Origin of the sequence: Celeribacter marinus (genome assembly GCF_001308265.1) — a bacterium.
Classification (GTDB): Bacteria; Pseudomonadota; Alphaproteobacteria; order Rhodobacterales; family Rhodobacteraceae; genus Celeribacter; species Celeribacter marinus.
This window is the reverse complement of sequence record NZ_CP012023.1, coordinates 2530057-2549514: the sequence shown is the minus strand read 5'-3', so window position 1 is coordinate 2549514 and position 19458 is coordinate 2530057. Positions and strand designations below refer to the sequence as shown.

Sequence of the window (19458 nt, the reverse complement as noted above, 5' to 3'; positions counted from 1 at the left end):
GACAGATATGACGCTTAAAATCGGTGTTATTGGCACAGGCATGATCGGTCGCGATCATACCCGCCGCATCCAAAACGTACTCGCAGGCGCGCAAGTTGTCGCTTTGTCAGACTATTCCTCCGAGGCCGCAAAAGCTGTCCAGGCTGATCTGGCCCCCGATGCTACTGTCCATGCGACGGGTCAAGAGCTGATCGCCGCCAACACGGTCGATGCCGTTCTTGTTTGCTCGACGGGCTCTACCCACGAGGACTACGTTCTGGCCGCAATCGAGGCAGGCAAACCCGTCTTTTGTGAAAAGCCTTTGGCGACGACGGCTGAGGGAGCCAAGCGCATTGTCGATGCGGAAGTCGCGGCAGGCAAACGTCTCGTTCAGGTCGGGTTCATGCGTCGCTACGACAGCGGATATGTTGCGCTCAAAGATGCGGTCGTGAACAATACCGGCGCACCGATCATGGTTCACGCCGCGCATCGCAACCCAGCGGTGCCCGAACAATATGTGACGCCTATGGCGATCCACGATACTTTTGTGCACGAAATCGACGTGTTCCGCTGGCTGCTCGATGATGACTATGTCTCTGCTCGTGTGACGTTCCCGCGCTCCTGTGCCGCGAGCCATGCCAAGCTGCGCGATCCGCAGATTGTTACCCTGACCACCGCCAAAGGTGTGGTGATCAACACGGAAATCTATGTGAACTGCAAATACGGCTACGACATCCAATGTCAGGTTGTCGGGGAAGATGGTGTTGCCTACTTGCCCGAGCCGCAGGCCATTAAAATGCGTCTTGGTGCCAAATTTCAAAATGAAATCCTGACAGATTGGAAGGACCGTTTCGTCGCCTCCTATGATGTTGAACTTCAGGACTTCATCAAAGCCGCGGCCGAGGGCACAGCGACTGGCCCTTCCTCTTGGGATGGCTACATGGCTGCCGTGACCTGTGACGCTTGCGTCGAGGCGCAAGAGGCCGAAGGCTCCGCGATCATCATCTCCAATCCTGAGCGCCCCGCGCTTTACAACTGAGGTTTGCCATGCATTTTGCAATGAACCATATCGCAGCGCCCAAGCTGTCACTCGAAGCCTTCTTCGAGATGTCCAAACGTCTCGGGATCACCGAGGTGGAGATCCGCAACGACATCCCCGATGTCGTCGGCACAATACCCCCCGAAGAGGTTAAGGCACTGGCCGAGAAACACGGGATGACCATCCTGTCGATCAACGCACTTTACCCGTTTAACGTTTGGTCGGACGATCTGCCCGAACGTGCTGTGGCTATGGCTGATTATGCCAAGGTCTGCGGCGCACGTGCATTGGTCATGTGCCCGCTCAATGACGGCAATGTCGTTTCCTTCGACGATCTGGTCGCAGCGCTAAAGGCGATGAAGCCGATCCTTGTTGAACGCGGCTTAATGGGGCTGGTCGAACCTCTAGGCTTCCCGATCTCTTCCATGCGCAAGAAAGCTACCGCAATCGACGCGATCAAGGCTGCGGGTGGGGAGGGGATTTACAAATTGATGCACGACACGTTCCACCACCATCTTGCGGGAGAGACCGAGTTCTTTCCTGAATGGACGGGCCTCGTCCACATCTCGGGTGTCACTGATCCCTCAGTGTCTGTCGACGATATGCTCGATGCGCACCGCGTTTTGGTGGATGAAGACGACCGTTTGGAAAATATTTTTCAGATCAAATCATTGCTCGATTTGGGCTACACCGGTCCTTTCAGCTTCGAGCCCTTTGCCGAAGAGGTGCACGCGCTGGCTGATGCCGAGGCGGCTTTAGCAACCTCGATTACGCACGTAAAGTCCGCCCTTTGAACCACTACTCCTGAGGGCTGGGCGACCGCTCGGCCCTTGGAATGACACACGCAACTGAACTGACAGGCACTTCTCCATGAGCACAGACATTGACGTAATCACGATAGGGCGCGCGGGCGTTGATTTGTATGGCACGCAGGTTGGCGGGCGGTTGGAGGACATGGGGTCGTTCGACAAATACATTGGCGGCAGTCCGACGAACATCGCGTGCGGGACGTCTCGTTTAGGGCTTAAAACCGCGCTGATCAGCCGCGTGGGCGATGAGCATATGGGGCGGTTTATCCGCGAGCAACTGGCGCGCGAGGGCGTGTGCACGGACGGCGTTGTGACCGATCCCGACCGCCTGACGGCGCTTGTGATTTTGGGCATTCGCGACGAGGACCAGTTTCCGCTGATTTTCTACCGTGAGGACTGCGCGGACATGGCGCTGTGCGAGGACGATATCGACCCTGCGTTCATCACACGCGCGCGGGCTGTTGTTGTCACGGGCACGCACCTGTCCAATCCCAAAACCGCAGCGGCGGTGATCAAGGCGCTCAAGATTGCCCGCGAACACGGCATCCGCACCGCGCTTGATATCGATTACCGTCCCAACCTGTGGGGCGTGGCGGGGCATGGTGACGGCGAAAGCCGCTTTGTCGAAAGTCAGGCTGTAACGGATAAGCTTCTGGCTACGCTTCATTATTTTGATCTCATTGTGGGCACCGAGGAAGAGTTCCATATCGCGGGCGGGTCCACCGATACGCTTGCTGCCCTGCGCACGGTGCGCGAGCAATCGAGTGCGACACTGGTGTGCAAACGCGGCGCGCTTGGCGCGTCAGCCTTTGAGGGCGCGATCCCTGATAGCCTTGATGGCGGCCAAACGGGGCAGGGCTTTCCGATCGAAGTGTTCAACGTGCTTGGCGCGGGGGATGGATTTTTCTCCGGTCTGCTCAAAGGGTGGATGGAGGCGCAGACACTGGATGCGGTGAGTTGGCCCACGGCGCTCAAATACGCCAATGCTTGCGGCGCCTTCGCGGTGTCGCGCCACGGCTGCACGCCGGCCTATCCGAGTGTTGAGGAGCTTGAGTTTTTCCTCGGGCGCGGCGTGGTGCAAAGGGATTTGCGCAACGATCCGGCGCTTGAGCAAATCCATTGGTCCACCACGCGCCACACACGCAATGCGGGCGACTGGTCTACCATGCGGGTGTTTGCCTTTGATCACCGTGTGCAGCTCGAACAGATGGACGGCTACACGATTGAGCGCGGTGGCGCGTTCAAGGAATTGTGCCTCAAAGCGGCGCAGCGGGTGCAAAACGGTCAAACCGGCTACGGTATCTTGTGCGACAACCGCATTGGTAAATCCGCACTTCATGCGGCGTCAGGATCCGGGCTTTGGATCGGACGGCCGACCGAATGGCCCGCCTCGCGGCCTTTGACGTTGGAGCCTGAACTGGGCTCCGATTTTGGCGGGCTGAGCCAATGGGCGCGTGAGAATGTCGTTAAATGCCTGTGTTTTTGTCACCCCGATGATGACGCTGCGACCCGCGCCGATCAGGAGGCCACGGTCAAGCGCCTGTTCGAGGCTGCGCGGCGCAACAACCTTGAATTCTTACTTGAACTCATTCCATCAAAAGTGGGGGTCATTGCTCCCGATACGACCGCCACTTTGATCCGGCAGTTCTACGAGATCGGGGTTTACCCCGACTGGTGGAAGCTGGAACCGATGGCGGATGCGGAGGGCTGGGCCGCCGCCGTATCTGCCATCGAAGATTTTGACCGACACACGCGCGGCATCGTGGTGCTCGGGCTTGATGCGCCCGAGGCAGAGCTGTCCGCGAGTTTCGAGGTGGCCGCAGGCTTCGCGCTCGTCAAAGGTTTTGCGGTTGGCCGGACGATTTTTGGCGATGCCGCCCGCGCATGGATGACGGGCGAGATGAGCGATGCGGCGGCGGTTGATGACATGGCCGCGCGCTACACCCGCCTGTGTCAGGTCTGGGATAATGCCCGTGCCAAAGCGATGGAGACCGTGCAATGAGCAACACGATCCGACTGACCGCCGCACAGGCGATGATCAAATGGCTCTCGGTGCAGATGACGCCCGCCGCCTCAAGTAGCGAAGCGGTAGGCGTACAAAAAACCGCCTCAAGTAGCGAAGCGGTAGGCAATCAAAAGCTCGAGCGCTACATCGATGGCATGTGGGCCATTTTTGGCCACGGCAATGTGGCGGGCATCGGCGAGGCGCTTCATGCCGCCCGCGATGTCTTTCCCACATGGCGCGGCCAGAACGAACAAACCATGGCGCATGCGGCGATTGCCTATGCCAAAGGCAAAAAGCGCACCCGTGCGATGGCTGTAACCACCTCCATCGGGCCGGGGTCCACCAACGTTGTGACCGCCGCAGCACTGGCCCATGTGAACCGTTTGCCCCTGCTGATCGTGGCGGGAGATGTGTTTGCAAACCGCCGCCCCGATCCGGTGCTGCAACAGGTTGAGGATTTTGACGATGGCACCGTGTCGGCCAACGACTGCTTCAAGCCGGTGTCGCGCTATTTTGACCGTATCACGCGGCCCGAGCATCTCCTGACCGCGCTGCCACGGGCGCTGCGCACCATGACCGATCCGGCCAATTGCGGCCCTGCGGTGCTGTCGTTTTGCCAAGATGTGCAGGCCGAAGCTTACGATTACCCCGAGGCGTTTTTTGAGCCACGGGTGTGGCACACGCGCCGCCCCGCGCCGGATGCCCGCGAGTTGGATGAGGTCGCGAGCCTGATCAAGGTCGCGCGCAACCCTGTGATTATTGCAGGCGGCGGCACGATCTACGCCGGCGCCGAACAGACCCTTGCGGCATTCGCGACCCAACACGGCATTCCCGTAGTGGAAACCCAAGCAGGTAAATCCGCCCTCGCACAAAGCCACCCGATGAACTTTGGCGCATTGGGCGTCGATGGCTCGGCGGCGGCCAATGCGGCCACTGAGGCGGCGGATCTGGTGATTGGTGTCGGCACACGGTTGCAAGATTTTACCACCGGCTCGCGGACCCTGTTTGGCGAGGACGCAAAACTGGTCTCGATCAATATCCACGGCTATGACGCGGCCAAACACGGCGCGGTGAGCCTTGTGGGTGATGCGAAAGTGGCGCTTGAGGCGCTGTCTGCAGCCATCGGTAACTACAAAGCCGAGGCTCCGAATGCGCAGGCCCGCGAAGACTGGCTGCGGGCCGTCGATGCCTATTGTGCGCGTCCCGACGATCAGGCGGCCTTGCCCACGGACGGCCAAGTGATCGGCGCCGTGCAACGCGCCACCGACGAGACGGCGATTGCCATGTGCGCGGCGGGGACCATGCCCGGTGCGCTGAAACTGCTGTGGCAACCCTCGCAGGGCGGCTATCACATGGAATACGGCTATTCGTGCATGGGCTATGAAGTGGCGGGGGCCATGGGGCTGAAACTGGCCGAACCCGCACGCGACGTGATCTGTTTTGTCGGCGACGGCTCTTATATGTTGGCCAATTCGGAACTGGCCACGGCTGTTATGCGCCGCATTCCGTTCACCGTGGTTTTGACCGACAACCGTGGCTATGGCTGTATCAACCGTCTGCAAACCATGGGCTGTGGCGGCGAGCCGTTCAACAACATGTATGTGGATTGCAACGTCGAGGATCAGCCGCAGATCGACTATGTGGCGCATGCTGCAAGCATGGGGGCGCATGCGGTCAAAGCCAAAGGCACCGATCAGCTTGAGGCCGAGATCAAGGCGGCGCGCACCCGCAATATCCCGACCGTGATCGTCATTGAGACCACCGCAAAAACCTTCCCCGGCACGGGGATCGAGACGCGTGCAGGCGAACATGGATACTTCTGGGACGTGGCTGTCCCGCAGGTCTCCGAGCGCCAGAAACAACGCGACCGCTACGCCGATTACATCACCCAAACCGCTCGCCAGAGCCTGATCAACTAAGAGACGACAGCCATGATTAAATTCGGCACCAACCCCATTGCATGGGCCAATGATGACGACCAATCCTTGGGCGCGGATATTCCCACGACCCGTATTCTGGACGAGGCGGGGCGTCAGATCGGCTTTGACGGCATCGAGAACGGTCACCGTTGGCCGCAAGATGATCCAGAGGCGCTACGCACGCTGTTGGCCGATTACGGTCTCACATTCATCTCGGGGTGGCATTCGCTGGGCGTGCTCGCCAATTCCATCGAGGACGAAAAAGCGGCGATCCAGCCGCATCTGGACAAGCTCAAGCATAACGGCTGCACCGTCTGCATTGCCTGCGAGACATCCAACACCATCCAAGGCGATCAAAAGCCGCTGTCAGAGCGGCCCGTATTGGATGCCGCAGGGATGAAGGACTTTGCGATCCGCGTCGAGGCGATTGCACAGTATTGCGCGGATCAGGGCATTGATCTGGTCTATCACCACCACATGGGCACCGTGGTGCAAAGCCCCGAGGACATCGATGCGTTTATGGCGCAAACGGCGGCGGCGGGCGGGGCGACCAAGCTGTTGTTCGACGCGGGGCACTGCTATTTCGGGGGGGGCGATCCGGCTGTTGTTTTGGCCAAACACGCCGCCCGCGTGCGTCATTTCCACGCCAAAAACGTGCGCCCCGCCGTGCGCGCACAGGTCGAGGCAGAGGGGTGGTCGTTTATGGACGGTGTGCGCGGATCGGTGTTTACCGTGCCGGGCGATCAGGAGGGCGGGATTGATTTTGCACCGCTCCTCGCGATCCTCAAAGAGGCACATTATGACGGCTGGATTGTGATCGAAGCTGAACAAGACCCCGATGTGCGCAATCCGCTGTTGTATCAGACCCTCGGTCTGGCCACGCTCAAACGTCTCGCCCGCGAGACAGGTCTTATCTAAGGAACAAACCATGCCCGATCTTTTGAAACGTCCCTTTGGCACCCACGGAAAAGTGCATCAGATCACGCCCGAAAGCGCGGGGTGGCGCTATGTCGGGTTCGATCTGATCAAACTGCGCGCCGGTGAGGCTTGGGCCGAGGCCACTGGCGAGAACGAGGTCATTTTGGTGATGGTTGAGGGCAAGGCCACGATCACGGCGGCGGGCAAGGATTGGGGCGAATTGGGCGATCGCATGAGCGTGTTCGAGAAAACTCCGCCCCATTGTCTATATGTGCCCAATGAGAGCGACTGGGCGCTTGAATGCACCACGGATGCCACGATTGCCGTGTGCAAGGCTCCGGGGAAATCGGGCCACGCGGCGCGGCGCATTGGCCCTGATGGCATTACGCTCACGCAGCGCGGCGAGGGCAGCAACACGCGCCATATCAACAATATCGCGATGGAGAACGAGGACTATTGCGATAGCCTTCTCGTGACCGAAGTGTTCACGCCTGCGGGCAACTGGTCGAGCTATCCGAGCCACCGCCACGACGAGGACGACTTTCCGCGTATCACCTATCTCGAAGAGACCTATTACCACCGCCTCAACCCCGCTGACGGGTTCGGCATTCAACGCGTCTACACCGATGATTTGAGCCTGAACGAGACGATGGCGGTGCATGACGGCGATGTGGTGTGCGTCCCGCGCGGCCATCATCCGTGCGGCGCCCCCCACGGGTTCGAGATGTATTACCTCAACGTCATGGCCGGCCCCCGCCGCGCATGGCGCTTCGTCCCCGCACCCCCCGTGGAACACCTGATCTGATCCGCGCACCGCGCCGTCTGAGTAAAGAAAATGAGCGGCGCATGAAGCTCTGAAACGTAGAATACGGCATAGGGTGACGGTACTTTCATGCGCCTTTCATTATGGTCGCCGAAGGGCTGAAACTGGTGGGGAGGATTGGGGCATGACCGAAGCCCCCTCAGATCGGTTCGCGGCACCACCCTAAATAACTGCGACTGCCAACGTTGCAAGGGCCGTATACCAAGCAGACGCATTGCTCGACCGCCTGATCTACCACGTCCACATTCTTGAGATGAACGGCGAAAGTTGCAGGCTCAAACACAGTCGTAAAAACTGACAATAGTCAGCCCAAAACCAAGACAGATAAATGCTGGCTATTGTGCCAGCATGCGCTGTGCGCCGTTTCAGCTTTGTGACGAGATAGCACGTCAAAGCGTGGCACAATTTCAACCACAGTGGCCCCATTTTGCGCCGCGACCTGGTCTCTTTTTACGTAACCACCTCATTGATACCGCAGCTTATGCGGCTTGAGTGTCACCTCTTGAGGCAAGCGGCTTCCAATTCCACGGCAACAATTCTTCAAGCCGGTTGATCTTGTGATCGTGGATGCGGTCGAGGATGTCGGCCAGATAGGCTTGTGGATCGAGACCATTCAGCTTGGCGGTTTCAATGATGGTCATGGCCCGCGCGAGGGTCTCGGCGCCCGTGTCGGCTCCGGCGAATAGCCAGTTTTTCCTGCCAATGCCAATCGGGCGCAGGGCGCGTTCGGCTGGATTGTTGTCTATGGCCATACGACCGTCCGTCAGGAACAGGCAGAACGCATCCCGCCGAGACAGGCCATACCGGAACGCTTTTGCGAGATTACTTTTGCCAGGAAGGCGCAAGAGTTGCTGTTCGGACCAGGCGCAGAAAGCTTCGACCTGTGGCGCGCTGTGTTTTTGACGCGCTGCATGACGGACATCTGCGGGCCGCCCGTTGATCTCGCGTTCGATGTCATAGATCTTGCCAATCCGGTCGATGGCTTCGCGGGCAATTGCAGAGTTGGTCTTCTGCCATTCATCATGGAAGTCCCGGCGCCAATGCGCCCAGCACGCCGCCTCGCGCAGGCGCTTTGAACCGTCAGCTTCCGGCTCATACAGTTTGGCATAACCTTTATAGCCGTCGGCCTGAAGGATGCCCCGGGTCCCGGAGAGGTGCTTATGGACGTGCTCTTCTTTCCAGTCAGGAGCGAAGGCATAGGTTGCCGCGGGCGGAGACGCCCCGGCCCAAGGCCTTTGATCCCGGACATAGGTCCAAATCCGGCCTTTCTTTACGCCCTTCCCAAGCCCTTTGTCCTTCTTCGAGCGATCCAGCACGCGGATCGGCGTATCATCCGCATGCAACAGGTCACTGCCCATCACATCAGCTTCGATCAACTCGATCAGCGGCTGAAGGGTGCGCATGGCGCGTCCACACCAGCCGACAAGCGTGCTCTTCGGAATGTCTGCCCCCATACGGGCAAAGATCTCGTGCTGGCGATAAAGCGGAAGGTGATCATCGAACTTCGAGACCAGAACATGGGCCAGCAGGTTCGGCCCGGCCATGCTTCCCGGGATCGGGCGGCTTGGGGCCGGCTCTTGCACCATACGCTCGCAGCGACGGCAGGACTTCTTGATCCGGGCGATTTGGATCACCTTCATTTGCGCGGCAATCATATCGAGAAGCTCGCTGACATCTTCTCCGCCGTACCGAGGGCGCGCTCGCAGATCGCGACGCGAAACTCACCACCACAATCCGGGCAACAGGCGCCGGGATCGAGTTCGCGGCGCTCACGGGGCGTCTCAGCCGAGACACGCGGACGGCGCCGCAGCTTGGGTTCCGGTGAGACATCTTCGTCGTCGGGTTCGTCTTGCCCTTCGTCAATGGGCTGCTCATCGTCTTCAGCCATTGCAACAAAGAGATCCTCAAGTGCCAGCTCCAGCTGTTCGATCTCGCGTTCAACCTTTTCTGAAGACTTGCCGAACGCCAGTTTCTGCAACTTGGCGATCCGCAATCGCAGCGCTTGGACCAGTTGATCGTGAACGCGCAACGTGGTCACCATCTTGTCGTTTTCTACCTGCAAAAGAGCAATCATCGCCTTCAAAACGGCGGGATCATCGGGCAGGTTTTCGACAGGTTTGGACCTGCGCCTGACTACCAAAAACCAGGTCAAACCTCCATATAAATAACGCTAAAATGGCAATAAATTCACCCGACCCGCGCAGGTGGCGCACCCCAGTTCGGACGCCGCCAATCTATGCCTTCCCAGAGCATTGCAAGCTGCGCGGAGGTCAGTCGCAACGCGCCATCTTCGGCGCTTGGCCACGGGAAGCGGCCACGCTCCAACACTTTGTAGTAGAGGCAAAACCCCTGACCATCCCAATAGAGAAGTTTGATCCGGTCACCACGTCGTCCACGGAATGCAAACACAGCACCGCCGGCCGGCTTCTGCCGCAACACGTCTTGCGCCATAGCTGACAAGCCAGCGATCCCTTTGCGCATATCCGTAACACCGCAGGCCAGATACACGCGCACACCTGTTCCGGGACCAATCATGCCGTCTCCAGCGCTCGAATGAGATGGTGAAGGCTGGCCGTCGGCAAATCCTGTGCGCAGCGCAACCGGCGGCCATTCCTCAAGAAGATGTCAACCTCGGGTGCTGGTGCCGCTACCGGCACGTCAGAGGCCTCGTCGCTTGTCAGAGGAGGCAACGGGAGAAAGACCGTCCTGTCGGAACCTGCTTCAAGCCCCGTGCGTCGCAGTGCCCGGCGCCACTGGTAGATATGCTGGCGTGTGATGTCATGGCGACGGGCCACATCAGTGACAGTCGCTCCATTCACGCCAACTTCTTCGAGGATCGCCTGCTTCTCATCATCCCGCCAGCGCCTTCTGCGCTCAACACCGACAATAACTTCATGACGCATATCGTGCTCCGCATCAAACGACGTCCATAACGACGACAATAACGACAGAGCTTAAGATCTTATCTGATCGCCGAGAAGGCGGTGCAAATGAGGTGGTTACGATATGTATCGCTGCAATATTTAATGGTGCGCAAAGACTGGGCTCTGATTAGAGCACATGTTGCCAAAATCTGTTTTGTAGCTGTACTGAGCGGCATCAGCCACGCTCACCGGCGCCGCCCCCAACGCGATATGGTGGACGCGTGACTCGCCCAAGTACTTCGAACTTCTGTGAACAGCCGAAACGCCGCACTTCTCGGATCTATAGCCCCATGAAACTTGTCGGGTCGGCATGTAGTGCCATTGCTTCGGTAATCCCCCCATTTTTAATGGGGCTCAGCCGTAGAATTCAGGCGGCTGTTTTCAGTTTCATTGCGGGTGTGATGCCGCCGATGCCCATATTGGGTCGCTCGTTGTTATAAGTCCAGAGCCATTTCGTTGCCTGATCCTGTGCCTCCTCGATGGTTTCAAAGATGTATTGGCTGAGCCATTCGCCCCGGACCGTGCGGTTATAGCGCTCGATATAGGCGTTCTGCTGCGGCTTGCCCGTTGCACGGCAACACATGCTTGCATGTGTGAGAGTGGGGCTGGATGTATTCAAGTCGTACGCCCCGTTTCTCAGCCCATTCCATCAGCTTGCCACTGACATACTCGGGGCCGTCGCCAGTGGTTGCTCGAACCAATGGCGCAATCACTGGCAACTCGACACGAATTGTCTGAGGCTGGCCACGCCATTCAATGATTTGGTTAAGGCTGCGTACGACCCGTTCAGCGGGCAACGAGAAGTCGACTTCGATGCACAGGCCTTCGCGATTGAAGTCCACTCTCGGGACATCACGCCGTGATGCCCTGCCGTGCAATGATCCAGCACGTTCAATGTTCTGATCGACCTGCCATCCGCGAGTTGATCCGCCATGAAATCCATCGACCAAGTGTCGTTTGGGACGTCTGGCACAGCCAACGGTTCAGGCTTGTCGCGCTTCAGTCGTTTCTTAGGTTTGATCCGCAAGTTCAGTTCCAGTTCGCAGTAGATCCGCCTCTCGGCAGATTGCTTTGCAATCGCCTGTCAGCCAATGGATAGACACGTTTGTGGTTCCATCCGTAGCCTTGAACATTCCGTAGATAAAGAAAGCACAGCCTAAAGCCCCAACTGCGCTTGTTCGCTGTCAGACGTTCCAACCAATCGGCAATCTCCTCGTTCTCATCACTCAAAACGGGACTGTATCTGTAGCAGGTCTCACTGATCTCAAACGCACGGCAGGCCAGCGCAATGCTGACCCCGTGCCGTGCGACCGCGTTCATGGCCATCTCTCGCCTCAGAGACGGCCTCAGCGCTTTTTTCCAAGCGCTTCCTTCAGCAGATCATTCTGCATGCTCATCTCAGCATACATCTTCTTGAGACGCCGGTTCTGCTCGGCCATGTCTTTCATCTCTACGATCAAGGACGCATCCATGCCACCGAACTTAGCGCGCCACTTGTAAAAACTTGCGCTGCTCATCCCGTGCTCGCGACAAAGCTCAGAGACAGGCACACCGCCCTCCGCCTGCTTCAAGATGCCCATGATCTGTGTGTCGCTATATCGTGCTGTCTTCATCAAAAATCTCCTCAGATATCTTGCCGAGAAAATTCTACTTTTGAACACCACTAATTTTAGGGGGGATTACCCCACCTCCACCTGCAATCAGTTAGAGGCGGCACTATGAGGTTTTGGCCTGGCAAACCCAATATACATACCTTGGGAATGCAAAAATATCTGCGCGATTTGTCGGGTGTTGTTTGGCGAGAACAGAACAACGCCTACAGAGAAGGGTTAAATCTTCAGGAAGAAACGATAACTGAATGTCTGCTGCTGCAAATGGCACGTGACCTCCCGAAGGCTGGGTTCCGAGTTAGACTATTTACCCGAGAACGCGAGAAAGATACCGGTGCAGACTGGGTTTGGTTCTTTAGACAAGGGTCGTGCCGCATTGGTTTCCGGGTTCAGGCCAAGAAGCTGTATAGGCGGCATGATCGAAGGCTCGGACGAACCAACCAAGTGATGCCGGGGCGGTACGATGGACATGTGCTGAAGAAGGGTCAGACAAAAACTCTGATCAAGCGCGCGGGTCCAAATAATCCCATCGACGTTTTCTACAACCACGACCATGTCAAAAACCGACAGTTGTTCCGCCAAGTTTCGTCGGGGTTCAAGCCGCCAAGTTTTTGGGGCTGTTCTGTAGCGTCTGCCAGTTTTGTCGAGCGAAAGAAGTCACGCGCACTGAGCGTTCTGCATCCTGGGATGCGGCCGCTGCATGAGCTCTTCCAGTATGGGCCCGGTTGCGGGTTAGCCAATGGGTTGAAGTTGCTCGATCCAGGCATGGAAACAAAGATGCACGATGGGGACCCAGAATGGGTGCGCCTTCAAGAAAACACAACTGAGATGCAATCCTACTTGATGGCGGAGAACTTGAACGGGATCGCATATTTTGATGCAAGTGAAGTAGGAGAAGATTTCTTTGTTCCGCGTTGATTTGAACCAAAACCGATTGTCCCGCCTGTCCCAGAAGCGCTTTTCTGAGTTGAACCTACGTGAGCGCGACCATTTGCAAGAGTGGCTGGCCAATCAACCTGACGCCCTCGGTGAGGAATTGCTGATCATTCAGAAAGAGTTCGACGGGTTTGATGAAACCCGTGAACGCCTGGATCTCTTGGCGCTCGACAAGGACGGCAACCTCGTTGTGATCGAGAACAAGCTTGATGACAGCGGGAGAGATGTGACGTGGCAGGCGCTGAAGTACACCGCCTACGTCTCGGGCCTGACCAACACGCAGATCGTCGATATCTACCAACGGTATCGTCAAGTTGACGGTTGTTCCTTACGGATTTAGGCGCTTGGCATGACCAAATGCAAGAATTCCCCCGGCTTCAAAGGCCATCGCTTTCCCTCAGAAATCATCGAATACGCTGTCTGGCTGTACTTTCGTTTCAGCCTCAGTTTGCGTGATGTTGAAGACTTGTTGGCGCAACGCGGGATCGTCGTCAGCCATGAAACCGTACGCTTTTGGATGATGAAGTTCGGCCATCAGTATGCCAAGTCGATCCGCCGCGATCGTCCACCCGTCGGTGACAAATGGCATCTGGATGAAGTTGTGATTTCTATCCGTGGCAAGAAACGCTGGCTGTGGCGTGCGGTGGATCAACACGGCAATGCGCTGGAAATCCTTGTACAGAGTCGCCGAAATATGAAGGCGGCTATGCGCTTTATGCGCAAGCTGATGAAGCAGTTCGGCGTGCCAAGAGTGTTGATCACAGATAAGCTGCGATCCTACGGTGCCGCAAAACGGCGATTAGTTCCGCGATTGGAGCATCGCAGTCACAAGGGCTTGAACAACCAGGCCGAGGTTTCGCACAAACCTACCCGACGGCGAGAACGGGTGATGGGCCGTTTCAAATCAGCCAGACGCGCACAACAATTTCTATCCGCGCACGATCAAATTAACGTTCTTTTCAGACCTCGCCGTCATCGCCTAAATGCCAGATCTTACCGCCATGCCCGATTAGATGCTTTCGCGATCTGGCATGATATTACGTGTGAAATCGCGGCTGGATGAATCCGTCTAGATTGCTAAACTCAAGCTAGGGTAAACAACTTGACGATACCGTTTGCGTGCCGCGCGGGCACCACCCTTGCGGCGCGCCCTACGGATTTGAGATGTATTACCTGAACGTCATGGTAGGCCCGCGCCGCGCATGGCGGTTTGTTGCGGCGCCCGAGGTTGAGCATTTGATGTAGGGTTATTTGGTGCTGTGCGTGTAACGGTTTGCTATGCGACTTGTTCCGCGAGCCAATCCACTATTGCTTTCAGTAGCGCGCCGCTTTGCACAAGTTCGACAGTGCGAGGATCGCGCCCAATAACGCCCCAGATAGGGCTTTGCGGGTCAAGCCGATCAAAATTATCCGGTGCGTCCTCAAGATTTGGAAGCAAGGAGAGATCAACCGTTGCGGGCGACAGCGCATGCATCAAAAGCGTCTCAAAAGCGCCCGCGTGATCAGGCTCAAGGCCCGCGTCTGGGCATCTGTTCACCGCCGTCGCTATCATACGAAGAAGGGTGCCGCGCGTGTTCCACGTCTCAGCAAACCGATCAATCATCGCGAGCTGTTCATCTGCGAAATGCCCACTGAAGATAACAAGACGCTCAACATCCATTGCCTCAAGCCGTTCAGCAGTTCGCATGAGCATTTCCTCGATCTGATCAGGGCTGTTCATCATGATTGTCCAAGGAAATTCTCCGTGCCCGCCACCGCAACCAAAATAGAGCGCGGGCATCACCAGCCCACCCGCTCTCTCAGACGCCTTTAGGCACAAGCCATGCGCGGTAAGTCCATCGAGCCCAACGGGCAGATGTTCGCAATGCCATTCAATCGTTCCAATTGGCAGCCAAACCGTGGATTGCTCGGCCAGAGCGGCGCGAATTTGGTTGGGGCGGAGGCGTTCGATTTGCCGCGTCATTGGTAAAAATTCCTCTGCCAAGCGTGTTTGACCAAGCGAGCGATGAACGCATCCGACATGTGCCCACCATCAGAATAGGCCACGTTCATATCAACCTCTTGCGGCGTTTTCATTCCTGGAATCAAAACGCTCACGCTGTCGTGTGACAGCACATAACGCATCGCCGCTTCGGCCAAGGTTGGGAAAGCATCACCGATTTCAGCCTTCAATTTATCCAGCCGTTCAAGCGTTTGAGCAAAGCGATCGCCCCTAAACATTTGATGCTGTTGCGAGCCCACTTCCCAACCCCCGTAACTGTTGGGCGTCCAGTGGCCAACGAGTGACCCGCTATCTAAAGGGACGCGCGCAATGATAGCAGTATCGCTGGCCTTGGCGGCAGGGAAAAGCACCTCACGCGGAGATTGCTCGAACATGTTGAAAATCACCTGCTGAGAGGCCACCAGCCCTAAACGGGCAAGATCAACGCCCTCGTTTGGCTTGTTGTCGCGCAAGGAAACACCGATCTGATCTATCTTCCCTTCAGCGCGCAAATCATTGAGCGTCTCTAACCAATCGAGCTCTTTATGGCCGGTCGGCCCCCAGCAATGTAGTTGAAATAGATCGAGCTGCTCAACACCAAGACGGCGCAAGGAATTCTCGACGTTCTCGCGCAGATGCCACTCCGGAAAGCGCCCGCGAAAGAGAGGGTTTGCATCATCCGGGCTTGGCCAAACGGTTGGCTGCGCTTTGGTTGCAACATAGATTTTGTCGCCGCTCCATTGCTTCAACGCCTCGCCAATAACTGCCTCTGAATGACCTTCCCCATAGAGCTGCGCGGTATCAACAAAATTGATACCTTTCTCAAAGGCGTGCAAAAGCGTGCGCACAGAGGCGCGATCATCGACCTTGCCCCAAGCCCCGCCAATTTGCCAACCGCCAAAGCCAATTTCAGAAACGTTCCAGCCGGTTCTGCCAAAAGGGCGATACTTCATTGTGCTTCAAACTCTGCTAAAAGCTGCATCCATGCCTCCCAAATGCGCCCTCAAAATGGGCGTAAAACTGCGTCATTTGGGGCAAGTTAGAGCAGAATCTCGAGCATCAACATGGCTCTCACTGATGCAAAGCAATCAATGATCCGCAGGAATATTTTCTGGGCCATAGAGGACGATAGGAACGTTCGAAACATAGGGGCGGGGGATTGTGATGCTCTCATAGCCGAAATGATCCAACAAGACATCAAGCGAGAACTGCGCTTGAAGGCGTGGACTTTGATCCAAGGTGAGCGTCATAAGGCCATCTCGCAGCATGCGGGTCGTATATTCGGTCAATTCATGGCCAACAAAAAGCGGTGGTTTCAGCAGAATATTGGTCTCGATCGCCGCGCGCACAGCAAGGTTGGCGGCGCCTACATTATAGATCCCCAAAGTATCCGGGATGTCACGAAATGCGGCCTCCAAGCGGGCGCGCGCACGGACTCGATCGTCAAGCCCCTCGACAACATGCGAAATGGATATATCGGGCGCATGTACTTCAAGATACTCGCGAAACCCGGTAATCCTTTGGACGTGAGATTTGAAGCCGAGATGATTGCATAGGATCACGACTGTTCCCGATTTTGGGATCATTCGGGCAAAGAAAAACCCCGCCGTTCGCCCCGCCGCATGATGGTCGGTTCCGGCATAGGCAAGACGTTTTGAGCCGGGAAGATCCGAGATGATAGTGATCACTGGAATGCCGCGCGCATCAAGGGCCTCGATTGCATCGTGAATGATCGGATTGTCCTGCGCATAGACAACCACCGCGTCGCATTGCGTCGCGCGCAGGGCCGCACCAATCGTCTTGGGCGTCTCATCAGGCAAGGTTGTGAGATGCAAACTAACCCGATGATCCAGCGCATTCGTGGCCTTGAGGAATTCATCAGCCATTCGCTGCAGAAGGGGCAGTTCAGGGCGCGCGAGGATCAAATTTATACGGATCAGGCGTTTGTAGGAAGGCGGCAGTTGTCGGCGCAATCCAATTTCGCGCGCAGCCTCGATGACCTTTTTGCGCACCTCTTCGCTCACGTTTCCACGTTCGTTCAAAACACGATCCACAGTGGCAGTGCCAACCCCGGCAATACGGGCCACGTCTTTGAGCTTGGGGCGGGCGTTTTTGCGGGCTGCCACTGTGTCTTCCATTTAATTTTGCCAATCTTATCAGACTATTTCACGGCGGCTGATGTAAATCAATCAGTTCGGTTCGTGTTGCCTGAAGTGCCTATAGCTAAGATAACTCTTAACGCATCGGCGAACAAATTGCGCAAAGCAAATCGCTGCTGGCGCTTCCAAAACCGTTCAATGAATTGGTTGTGGAAAGGCACGAAAGAAGAGGTTCGACGAAGTCGACCTTTGGGGGGAAACGATGGACGATCTGAAATTTGGCACGCGGGATAAGCGCGGCAATTGGCGCCCCAATGACAAGATTGAAAACGCGCCGGTTTTTGTTTGGCCATGGAGTTTGGGAACTTTCCTGCGTTGGCTCCCAAACTATTTCCTGCCTTGGAATGTCTTCTTCTTTGCAGTGTCCGCGCTTTTTTGGTTTGTGCTGACCCCTTCAAAAGAAACGCTTCTGTCGTTAAATTGGGGTTGGGTGCTTTTCTTACTGGCGCGAAATTCGGCGATCATTCTTCTCTTTTACGGCGCGCTTGAATTGCGCCTCTATATGCAAAAGCGCCAAGGCACGCGCTTTAAGTACAATGGCAAATTTCCGGCCGAAAATCCGTCGGATGTCTTTATGTTCAAGAGCCAGGCGATTGACAATATTATCCGCACCTTTGGGACTGGCTTGCCGATTTGGACGGCCTATGAAGTTCTGCTGCTCTGGTCTTGGGCCAATGGCTGGGGGCCGTGGTCGAACTTTACGGCGCACCCCGTTTGGCTCATTTGTTTTGGCCTGGTCCTTCCGATCCTGCATGAATTTCACTTCTACTGTATTCATCGTCTCATCCACATTCCAATCCTCTACAAGTGGATCCACTCGGTTCACCACAACTCGATCAACCCTTCGCCGTGGTCTTCGCTTTCGATGCACCCTGCTGAACAATTGCTCTATTGGTCGGGTAGCCTGATCCATCTGCTTGTGCCATCTCATCCGCTTCTGGTTCTCTATCATCTGAACCTCGCCGGGACGGGCGCCGTGGTGGGCCATATAGGTTTTGACAAGATCGAAGCGGGCAAAGACACCGCCGTCGACACCCATGCTCAGGCTCATTACTTGCACCACAAATATTTCGAGGTGAACTACGCCGATGGCATGATGCCGCTCGATCGCTGGATGGGCACATGGCACGATGGAACCGCTGAGAGCGATAAGATCATGAAAGAGCGGTTCCGCAAAAAGCGCGAAAAGCTCAAGGCATCAAACAAGACGCCAAGCCCCTAGGCAAAGGCACCAAATTGGCGACATTACGCAAGATGAGAATATCTGCCTGATGCCACCAGTATACCGTGTTCAGGAACGCATAAATTTCGCCTGATCGCGAAAGCCATAATCGGCAAACTAAGAAACGAAATCAGTGGAGGAAATGACATGACAATACTCAAAGGCCTTTTGGCCAGCGCCGCAGTGGTCGCTCTTAGCACAACAGTCGCGAGCGCAGCCGACATCGCGATCATCGGTGGTAAATCCGACGATTCATTCTTTGCGAAAATCAAAAAGGGGATCGATGATGCGACCCTCGTTGTTGAGGCGCACGGCGGCAAAGTGAATTACCTGCAATTGCAAACATACGACAACATTGGTGGCGACGCGGCAAATCTTGTTCGCACAGCCATTAGCCAAGAAGTTGATATCATTGCGGTTCCCAACTGGGTACCTGATACGCAGGACGAAGCGATCAAGGCGGCGATGGATGCGGGCATCCCTGTGATCCTCTATAATGCAGGCGGCGGCGACAAAGCCAAAGAGCTTGGCGCGATCAACTATATCGGCAACGAAGAGTATCCCGCAGGCCTTGCTGGCGGGCGCTATTTCGCAGCACACGGCGCAAAAAACGTTATCTGTGTGAATACTGTTCCGGGGGCGGGCAATCTTGAAGATCGTTGCCGCGGGATCGCGGATGGTATGGCTGAATCTGGTTTTGCATCCAAACAATTGCCGCTGCCGGCAAGCTCCTTTGGCGACCCAACCGCCGTTGCAGAAGCGATCAAAGCAACGCTCATTGGCGACGATACAATTGACGGCGTTTTTGCAATTTCCTCCGCCGACGCAGACAGCGCTTTCATTGCGCTTCAGCAAGCGGGCAAAGCAAACAGCGTGTCGCTTGGTTCTTTCGATATGAACGTCGCAGGGCTTGAGCGCATTCGCGATGAAGAGCAGCTTTTTGCAATTGATCAGCAACCATGGCTTCAAGGTTTTCTCGCAGTGACCCTCGCAGATGGCTACGTGAACTACGGGCTTGCGATGGCAACAACGCCGCTTCTTACCGGACCGGGAATTGTGGATTCTGCCAATATTGCCGCTACCCTCAAAGGTGGCGAACAAGGTTACCGCTAATTCACCAAACGGATCGGCCCG

General features: G+C 56.4%; 17 protein-coding genes and 3 pseudogenes. 13 read left to right on the top strand and 7 right to left on the bottom strand.

Going from position 1 to position 19458, the window contains the following annotated elements; all coding sequences use genetic code 11:
• Positions 1 to 7 precede the first annotated feature (7 nt).
• The 7 genes from IMCC12053_RS12740 to IMCC12053_RS15870 all read left to right on the top strand — a co-directional run bounded on the left by IMCC12053_RS12740 (position 8) and on the right by IMCC12053_RS15870 (position 7790).
• Positions 8 to 1018 (top strand): Gfo/Idh/MocA family protein, encoded by a 1011-nt coding sequence (locus IMCC12053_RS12740; protein WP_062219618.1) that lies wholly within the window; start codon positions 8 to 10, stop codon positions 1016 to 1018.
• A gap of 20 nt (positions 1019 to 1038) precedes the next feature.
• A complete protein-coding gene (locus IMCC12053_RS12735) occupies positions 1039 to 1812 on the top strand; it encodes a TIM barrel protein (RefSeq protein WP_236852432.1) in 774 nt (257 codons plus the stop codon).
• A 76-nt stretch (positions 1813 to 1888) separates the two neighbouring features.
• Positions 1889 to 3829: a bifunctional 5-dehydro-2-deoxygluconokinase/5-dehydro-2-deoxyphosphogluconate aldolase gene (locus IMCC12053_RS12730; RefSeq protein WP_062219614.1), complete on the top strand. Its 1941-nt coding sequence runs from the start codon at positions 1889 to 1891 to the stop codon at positions 3827 to 3829.
• Positions 3826 to 5751 (top strand): 3D-(3,5/4)-trihydroxycyclohexane-1,2-dione acylhydrolase (decyclizing), encoded by a 1926-nt coding sequence (iolD, locus tag IMCC12053_RS12725; protein ID WP_062219612.1) that lies wholly within the window; start codon positions 3826 to 3828, stop codon positions 5749 to 5751. Before IMCC12053_RS12730 ends, iolD begins: the two co-directional genes overlap by 4 nt.
• A gap of 12 nt (positions 5752 to 5763) precedes the next feature.
• Entirely contained in the window at positions 5764 to 6669 is a 906-nt protein-coding gene (gene iolE / locus IMCC12053_RS12720) for a myo-inosose-2 dehydratase (RefSeq protein WP_062219610.1), read from the top strand.
• Positions 6670 to 6679: 10 nt separating this feature from the next.
• Positions 6680 to 7474: a 5-deoxy-glucuronate isomerase gene (gene iolB / locus IMCC12053_RS12715; protein ID WP_062219608.1), complete on the top strand. Its 795-nt coding sequence runs from the start codon at positions 6680 to 6682 to the stop codon at positions 7472 to 7474.
• Positions 7475 to 7706: 232 nt separating this feature from the next.
• Positions 7707 to 7790 carry an ATP-binding protein gene (locus IMCC12053_RS15870; protein WP_269464958.1) on the top strand — a complete coding sequence of 28 codons (84 nt, stop codon included), beginning with the start codon at positions 7707 to 7709 and terminating at the stop codon, positions 7788 to 7790.
• Between the two features lie 181 nt (positions 7791 to 7971).
• Here the strand turns inward: IMCC12053_RS15870 and tnpC are convergent.
• The 4 genes and pseudogenes from tnpC to IMCC12053_RS12695 form a co-directional block, all read right to left on the bottom strand.
• Positions 7972 to 9566 (bottom strand): annotated as a pseudogene (tnpC, locus tag IMCC12053_RS12710) (IS66 family transposase).
• 113 nt (positions 9567 to 9679) lie between these two features.
• Complete coding sequence (tnpB, locus tag IMCC12053_RS12705) at positions 9680 to 10027, bottom strand: IS66 family insertion sequence element accessory protein TnpB (protein WP_062219605.1); 348 nt, start codon at positions 10025 to 10027, stop codon at positions 9680 to 9682.
• Positions 10024 to 10395: an IS66-like element accessory protein TnpA gene (gene tnpA, locus IMCC12053_RS12700; protein WP_062219603.1), complete on the bottom strand. Its 372-nt coding sequence runs from the start codon at positions 10393 to 10395 to the stop codon at positions 10024 to 10026. The genes tnpB and tnpA overlap by 4 nt, the downstream gene beginning before the upstream one ends.
• A gap of 388 nt (positions 10396 to 10783) precedes the next feature.
• A pseudogene (locus tag IMCC12053_RS12695) lies at positions 10784 to 12029 on the bottom strand (IS3 family transposase).
• Between the two features lie 105 nt (positions 12030 to 12134).
• On the opposite strand from IMCC12053_RS12695, the gene IMCC12053_RS12685 reads away from it, so the two are divergent.
• The 4 genes and pseudogenes from IMCC12053_RS12685 to IMCC12053_RS15620 form a co-directional block, all read left to right on the top strand.
• Complete coding sequence (locus IMCC12053_RS12685; RefSeq protein ID WP_062219599.1) at positions 12135 to 12944, top strand: DUF6615 family protein; 810 nt, start codon at positions 12135 to 12137, stop codon at positions 12942 to 12944.
• Entirely contained in the window at positions 12931 to 13302 is a 372-nt protein-coding gene (locus tag IMCC12053_RS12680; protein ID WP_062219596.1) for a PDDEXK family nuclease, read from the top strand. The genes IMCC12053_RS12685 and IMCC12053_RS12680 overlap by 14 nt, the downstream gene beginning before the upstream one ends.
• Positions 13303 to 13311: 9 nt before the next feature.
• Positions 13312 to 14025: an IS6 family transposase gene (locus IMCC12053_RS12675; protein WP_062219594.1), complete on the top strand. Its 714-nt coding sequence runs from the start codon at positions 13312 to 13314 to the stop codon at positions 14023 to 14025.
• Positions 14026 to 14069: 44 nt separating this feature from the next.
• Positions 14070 to 14207 (top strand): annotated as a pseudogene (locus IMCC12053_RS15620) (5-deoxy-glucuronate isomerase); the annotation flags it as partial.
• Between the two features lie 31 nt (positions 14208 to 14238).
• Here the strand turns inward: IMCC12053_RS15620 and IMCC12053_RS12670 are convergent.
• The 3 genes from IMCC12053_RS12670 to IMCC12053_RS12660 all read right to left on the bottom strand — a co-directional run bounded on the left by IMCC12053_RS12670 (position 14239) and on the right by IMCC12053_RS12660 (position 17081).
• Positions 14239 to 14925: a creatininase family protein gene (locus tag IMCC12053_RS12670; protein WP_062219592.1), complete on the bottom strand. Its 687-nt coding sequence runs from the start codon at positions 14923 to 14925 to the stop codon at positions 14239 to 14241.
• The gene (locus IMCC12053_RS12665; protein WP_062219589.1) at positions 14922 to 15896 is read right to left on the bottom strand and encodes an aldo/keto reductase; all 975 of its coding nucleotides are present in this window, start codon (positions 15894 to 15896) and stop codon (positions 14922 to 14924) included. The genes IMCC12053_RS12670 and IMCC12053_RS12665 overlap by 4 nt, the downstream gene beginning before the upstream one ends.
• Before the next feature lie 135 nt (positions 15897 to 16031).
• Complete coding sequence (locus tag IMCC12053_RS12660) at positions 16032 to 17081, bottom strand: LacI family DNA-binding transcriptional regulator (RefSeq protein ID WP_062219587.1); 1050 nt, start codon at positions 17079 to 17081, stop codon at positions 16032 to 16034.
• A 223-nt stretch (positions 17082 to 17304) separates the two neighbouring features.
• On the opposite strand from IMCC12053_RS12660, the gene IMCC12053_RS12655 reads away from it, so the two are divergent.
• On the top strand, positions 17305 to 18324 hold the full coding sequence (locus IMCC12053_RS12655; RefSeq protein WP_062219585.1) for a sterol desaturase family protein: 1020 nt from the start codon (positions 17305 to 17307) through the stop codon (positions 18322 to 18324).
• Positions 18325 to 18471: 147 nt separating this feature from the next.
• Positions 18472 to 19437 (top strand): substrate-binding domain-containing protein, encoded by a 966-nt coding sequence (locus IMCC12053_RS12650; protein ID WP_062219583.1) that lies wholly within the window; start codon positions 18472 to 18474, stop codon positions 19435 to 19437.
• Positions 19438 to 19458: the final 21 nt, after the last annotated feature.

Bases quoted from the DNA above. Each gene is read 5' to 3' on its own strand.
- IMCC12053_RS12740 (WP_062219618.1), top strand. From the start codon at position 8: ATGACGCTTAAAATCGGTGTTATTGGCACAGGCATGATCGGTCGCGAT.
- IMCC12053_RS12735 (WP_236852432.1), top strand. From the start codon at position 1,039: ATGAACCATATCGCAGCGCCCAAGCTGTCACTCGAAGCCTTCTTCGAG.
- IMCC12053_RS12730 (WP_062219614.1), top strand. From the start codon at position 1,889: ATGAGCACAGACATTGACGTAATCACGATAGGGCGCGCGGGCGTTGAT.
- iolD (WP_062219612.1), top strand. From the start codon at position 3,826: ATGAGCAACACGATCCGACTGACCGCCGCACAGGCGATGATCAAATGG.
- iolE (WP_062219610.1), top strand. From the start codon at position 5,764: ATGATTAAATTCGGCACCAACCCCATTGCATGGGCCAATGATGACGAC.
- iolB (WP_062219608.1), top strand. From the start codon at position 6,680: ATGCCCGATCTTTTGAAACGTCCCTTTGGCACCCACGGAAAAGTGCAT.
- tnpB (WP_062219605.1), bottom strand. From the start codon at position 10,027: ATGATTGGTCCCGGAACAGGTGTGCGCGTGTATCTGGCCTGCGGTGTT.
- tnpA (WP_062219603.1), bottom strand. From the start codon at position 10,395: ATGCGTCATGAAGTTATTGTCGGTGTTGAGCGCAGAAGGCGCTGGCGG.
- IMCC12053_RS12685 (WP_062219599.1), top strand. From the start codon at position 12,135: ATGAGGTTTTGGCCTGGCAAACCCAATATACATACCTTGGGAATGCAA.
- IMCC12053_RS12675 (WP_062219594.1), top strand. From the start codon at position 13,312: ATGACCAAATGCAAGAATTCCCCCGGCTTCAAAGGCCATCGCTTTCCC.
- IMCC12053_RS12670 (WP_062219592.1), bottom strand. From the start codon at position 14,925: ATGACGCGGCAAATCGAACGCCTCCGCCCCAACCAAATTCGCGCCGCT.
- IMCC12053_RS12665 (WP_062219589.1), bottom strand. From the start codon at position 15,896: ATGAAGTATCGCCCTTTTGGCAGAACCGGCTGGAACGTTTCTGAAATT.
- IMCC12053_RS12660 (WP_062219587.1), bottom strand. From the start codon at position 17,081: ATGGAAGACACAGTGGCAGCCCGCAAAAACGCCCGCCCCAAGCTCAAA.
- IMCC12053_RS12655 (WP_062219585.1), top strand. From the start codon at position 17,305: ATGGACGATCTGAAATTTGGCACGCGGGATAAGCGCGGCAATTGGCGC.
- IMCC12053_RS12650 (WP_062219583.1), top strand. From the start codon at position 18,472: ATGACAATACTCAAAGGCCTTTTGGCCAGCGCCGCAGTGGTCGCTCTT.